This is a genomic window from Nocardia nepalensis, from assembly GCF_048910785.1.
Classification (GTDB): Bacteria; Actinomycetota; Actinomycetes; order Mycobacteriales; family Mycobacteriaceae; genus Nocardia; species Nocardia nepalensis.
In genome coordinates, this window is sequence record NZ_JBKBET010000043.1 from 1 (window position 1) to 4,616 (window position 4,616).

The following is a 4,616-nucleotide window of genomic DNA, read 5'->3' on the forward strand; positions in this document are numbered from 1 at the left end:
CGAAGCCAACCCGGCCAACCCGGCCAGCAGGGCCTCACGATCAGCACCCACCACCACCGCACGATGCTCGAACACCGCACGAGTGGTAGCCAACGCAGACCCCACCTCACCGAGGTCGAGGTCCTCCTCGGCACGCACCCACTGCGCCAACCGAGCAGCCTGCCCAGCCAAAGCCTGAGCGGTCTTGCCCGATACCAGCCACGGCACCACCCCCAACCCCACACCCGCCACCGAATCCGAATCCGAATCCACTACGGAATCAGGGGAATCGAGTTCGCCAGCCGGTGCGGTCTCGTCGGCTTGTTCGAGGATGACGTGGGCATTGGTGCCACTGATCCCGAACGAGGACACCGCGGCCCGGCGCGGCCGGCCGTCGCTGACCGGCCACGGCCGGGCGTCGGTGAGCAGCGACACCGCTCCCGTCGACCAGTCCACGTGGGGGCTGGGTGCATCGACGTGCAGTGTTTTGGGCATTGTTTCGTGCCGCATGGCCTGCACCATCTTGATCACGCCGGCGACACCGGCCGCGGCCGAGGTGTGGCCCATGTTGGATTTGATCGACCCCAGCCAAACGGGTCGATCCGCGGGCCGGTTCTGGCCGTAGGTCGCCAACAAGGCTTGAGCTTCGATGGGATCACCCAGGACCGTGCCGGTCCCGTGGCCCTCCACCACATCGACCCCGGCCGCGCTGATCCCCGCACTGGCCAACGCGGCACGGATCACCCGCTGCTGCGAGGGCCCGTTGGGTGCGGTCAACCCGTTGGAGGCACCGTCCTGATTGATCGCCGACCCACGCACCACCGCCAGCACCTGATGGCCCTTGGCACGGGCGTCGGCCAGCCGCTCGACCACGAGCACCCCGACGCCTTCGGAGAACCCGGTGCCATCAGCGGCACCTGCATACGGCTTGCAACGTCCATCGATGGACAGGCCCCGCTGGCGACTGAATTCCACGAACGCCGCCGGGGAAGGCATCACGGTCACGCCGCCGGCCAAGGCCAGGTCGCATTCCCCGGCCCGCAACGACTGCACCGCCAGGTGCAACGCCACCAGCGACGACGAACACGCCGTGTCCACCGACACCGCCGGGCCCTCCAAACCCAACACATAGGCCACTCGGCCCGACGCCACACTCAACGTCTGACCCGTAAGCCCGAACCCCTCCAACGCTTCAACCGCGGAACGCCCATAGTCCTGGGCTACGATCCCGGTGAAAACCCCGGTCGCCGAGCCGGCCAGCGTCGTCGGATCGATCCCGGCGTCTTCCAACGCTTCCCACGAGGTCTCCAACATCAATCGCTGTTGGGGGTCCATCGCCAAGGCTTCGCGGGGACTGATCCCGAAGAACCCGGCATCGAAATCGCCTGCGGCATCCAGGAATCCGCCCGAGCGGGTGTAGGACTTGCCCGCCGCGTCCGGGTCGGGATCGAACAGACCCTCCACATCCCAGCCTCGATCGGTCGGGAAACCCGACACCACATCGCGGCCGTCGGCCACCATGTCCCACAAGCCTTGCCCGGAGTCGACCCCGCCGGGGAACCGGCACCCGATCCCCACGATCGCCACGGGTCCCTTCGCGCGATCCTCGTACTCGCGCAAACGACCGCGTGTCTCCTGCAAGTCGAAAGCAACTGCCTTCAAGTAGTCGAAAAGCTTCTTGTCGTGGAGATCCACGTGGTCAGCGCTCATATTCGCCGCCCCTTCCTTGCTCCCCCAAATTGATATCAATTGCACGAAATAGCTCTTCGGGGCTTTCAGCGGACAGAATGCTCTTGCCTAAAAGATGTTCATCTTCACTAATATTTGCCAAAATCGAGCGCAGCCGGTTCGCTAAGACCAGCTTTTCTCGCTCATCTGACGCCGCTATTAGCTCTTCAAGTTCGTCCATCACCTTTAAGCGGCTACCTTGTTCAGATGAATTCGCAATCTTGTTATCGCTAAATTGCTCGTGGAGGTAGCCCGCCAGGGCGGTGGGGGTGGGGTAGTCGAAGATCAGGGTGGGGGTCAGGGTCAGACCGGTGCTGGTTTGCAGCCGGTTGCGTAGTTCCACCGCGGTCAGCGAGTCGAACCCGAGGTCCTTGAACGCTTGACGGGCATCGATACCGGCGGTGTCGGTGTAGCCCAACGCGATCGAGGCCTGGGTGCACACCAACTCGGTCAGCAGTCGACGTTGTTCGTCGCTGCTGAGCCCGTGCAACCGCTGTGCCAGCTCCGACCGCGCCGCCGCGGTGCTGGTTTCCACCGTGCGTCGCCGTGGTGTACCGGCCAGGACACCGAACAGCGGTGGCAGGAACGCGGCGACGGTGCGGTCGCGCAGCATGCGGTAATCGAGGCGGGCGGTGGCCACCGCGGGATGGTCGGCGACCAACGCGGCATCGAACAACGCCACCGCTTCCTCGACACTCATCGGCACCACACCGGTGCGTTTGAGGCGCGCCAGGTCACGGTCGCTGAGGTGTCCGGTCATGGCACTGGACTGCGCCCACTGCCCCCACGCCAGCGACATGCCCGGCAGTCCGGCGGCCCGCCGATGGACGGCCAGCGCGTCGAGGAACACGTTGGCCGCCGCATAGTTGCCCTGCCCGGGCGAGCCCACGGTGCCGGCCATCGAGGAGAACACCACGAACGCCGACAACGGCATCTCAGCAGTCAGTTGGTGCAGGTTCCAGGCCGCGTCGACCTTGGCTCGTAGCACCGTGTCCACCCGTTCGGGTGTCAGCGAGGTGATGACCGCGTCATCGAGCACTCCCGCGGCGTGGATGACCGCGCTCAACGGCGGGCACTGACCCAGCACGTCGGTGAACAATCGTGTCGCGGCCTCACGATCGGCCACATCACACGCCACCACCCGCACCTGGGCGCCCGCGGCACGCAACTCCGCCACCAACTCGGCGGCGCCCTCGGCGTCACCACCGTGGCGGCTGACCAACACCACATGCCCCACCCGGTAGGCGCCGACCACATGGCGGGCCAACGCGGCACCGGCCATCCCGGTCCCACCGGTGATCAACACCGTGCCCGCAGCGATCGCCGCCGGCAACACCTCGGGCATGGTCAGGACCACTTTGCCGATGTGGCGTGCCTGGCTGAGGTACCGGAACGCCTGCGAGGCTCGGCGCACGTCCCAGGTCTTGACCGGCAACCGGTGCAGTACGCGGGTCTGCAGCAAACCCACCACCTCGACCAGCATCTGCTGAAGGCGAGGCACGCCGGCGTCGGTCACCAGGTCGTATGCGGTGTAGTGCACGCCGGCGTGGGTTTCGGCGATCGTGGAGGCATCGCGAATGTCGGTTTTGCCCATCTCGATGAAGTGTCCGCCGCGGGGCAGCAGCCGTAGCGAGGCGTCGACGAATTCCCCGGCCAGCGAGTTGAGTACCACGTCGACACCGCGGCCGCCGGTGACCGACAGGAAGTGGTCGGCGAACTGCAGCGACCGGGAATCGCCGATGTGATCGTCGTCGAATCCCATGGCACGCAACGTGTCCCATTTACCGCGGCTGGCGGTGACGAAGACTTCCGCACCCCAGTGCCGGGCCAGTTGCACCGCGGCCATGCCCACCCCGCCGGTCCCGGCGTGGATGAGTACCGACTCCCCCGCGCGCAGTCCGGCCAGATCCGCCAGCCCGTACAACGCGGTCAGGAACACGATCGGTGTCGCGGCGGCCTGCTCGAACGACCAGTCGGTGGGCATGGCGACGACCAGGCGGCGATCCACCACCACCTGCGAACCGGCCACCCACAAACCCAACACCGCGTCCCCGGCGGCGAGGTCGGTCACGCCCGCGCCGACCTCGAGCACGACTCCGGCGCCTTCACCACCCAACACCGGATCCTGGCCGGGCAGCATTCCCAACGCCACCACCACATCCCGGAAGTTGACGCCCACCGCGCGGACCGCGATCCGCACCTGCCCGGGTTCCAGTGGTGCCTGCCCGGCCGGCCACGGCTGTAGCGACACGTCCTGCAGCGTGCCGGTCCCGCCCGCGGCCAACCGCCACGGCGCATCCCCGACCGGCACGGCCGCCATCGCCGGCACCGGTGTCAGTCGGGCACCGTGGGTGATGCCGTGGCGCAGCATCAGCTGGGGTTCACCGGCCTGGGCCAGCGCGGCCAGCGGCACCGCACCCACCACACCGTGATCGAGATCGACGCCTTCATCGGTGTCGAGCAACACGATCCGGCCCGGGTACTCGGCTTGCGCCGAACGCACCATCCCCCACACCGCCGCAGCAGCCAGATCGGTGACATCCTCACCGGCCGAGGCGACCGCGCCACGGGTGAGCACCATCAGCACACCCGAGCGTTCCACGCTCAACCAGTCCTGCAACACCGCCAGCACCGCATGCGTGGCCGCATACACCGAACCCACCACATCCCCCACACCGGAGGACAACTCCCACACCACCACACCCGCATCAGCAGCGTCGGTATCCGCGGCATCAGCGTCGGCACTCTGGGTGCCGACGTCGGCGCTGTGGGTTTCTGTGGTGTGCGGGGTCCAGGAGCGGGCCGAGGAAGGAGTGGAGTCGGGGAGGGTCGTCAGTGGTGTCCAGGTCAGTTCCAGCAGGTCGCTGCCCGGTGTAGTGGTGGTTTGTAGTGCGGCGTGGAGTTGTTCG

Annotated in this window: 2 protein-coding genes; both read right to left on the reverse strand. The window is 67.0% G+C overall.

The window, feature by feature from the left end; all coding sequences use genetic code 11:
* A partial coding sequence (locus ACHQ4I_RS41735) for a type I polyketide synthase (RefSeq protein WP_420777461.1) occupies positions 1-1,689 on the reverse strand: 1,689 nt, incomplete at its 3' end.
* A partial coding sequence (locus ACHQ4I_RS41740; RefSeq protein ID WP_420777462.1) for an SDR family NAD(P)-dependent oxidoreductase occupies positions 1,679-4,616 on the reverse strand: 2,938 nt, incomplete at its 5' end. The genes ACHQ4I_RS41740 and ACHQ4I_RS41735, both read right to left, overlap by 11 nt.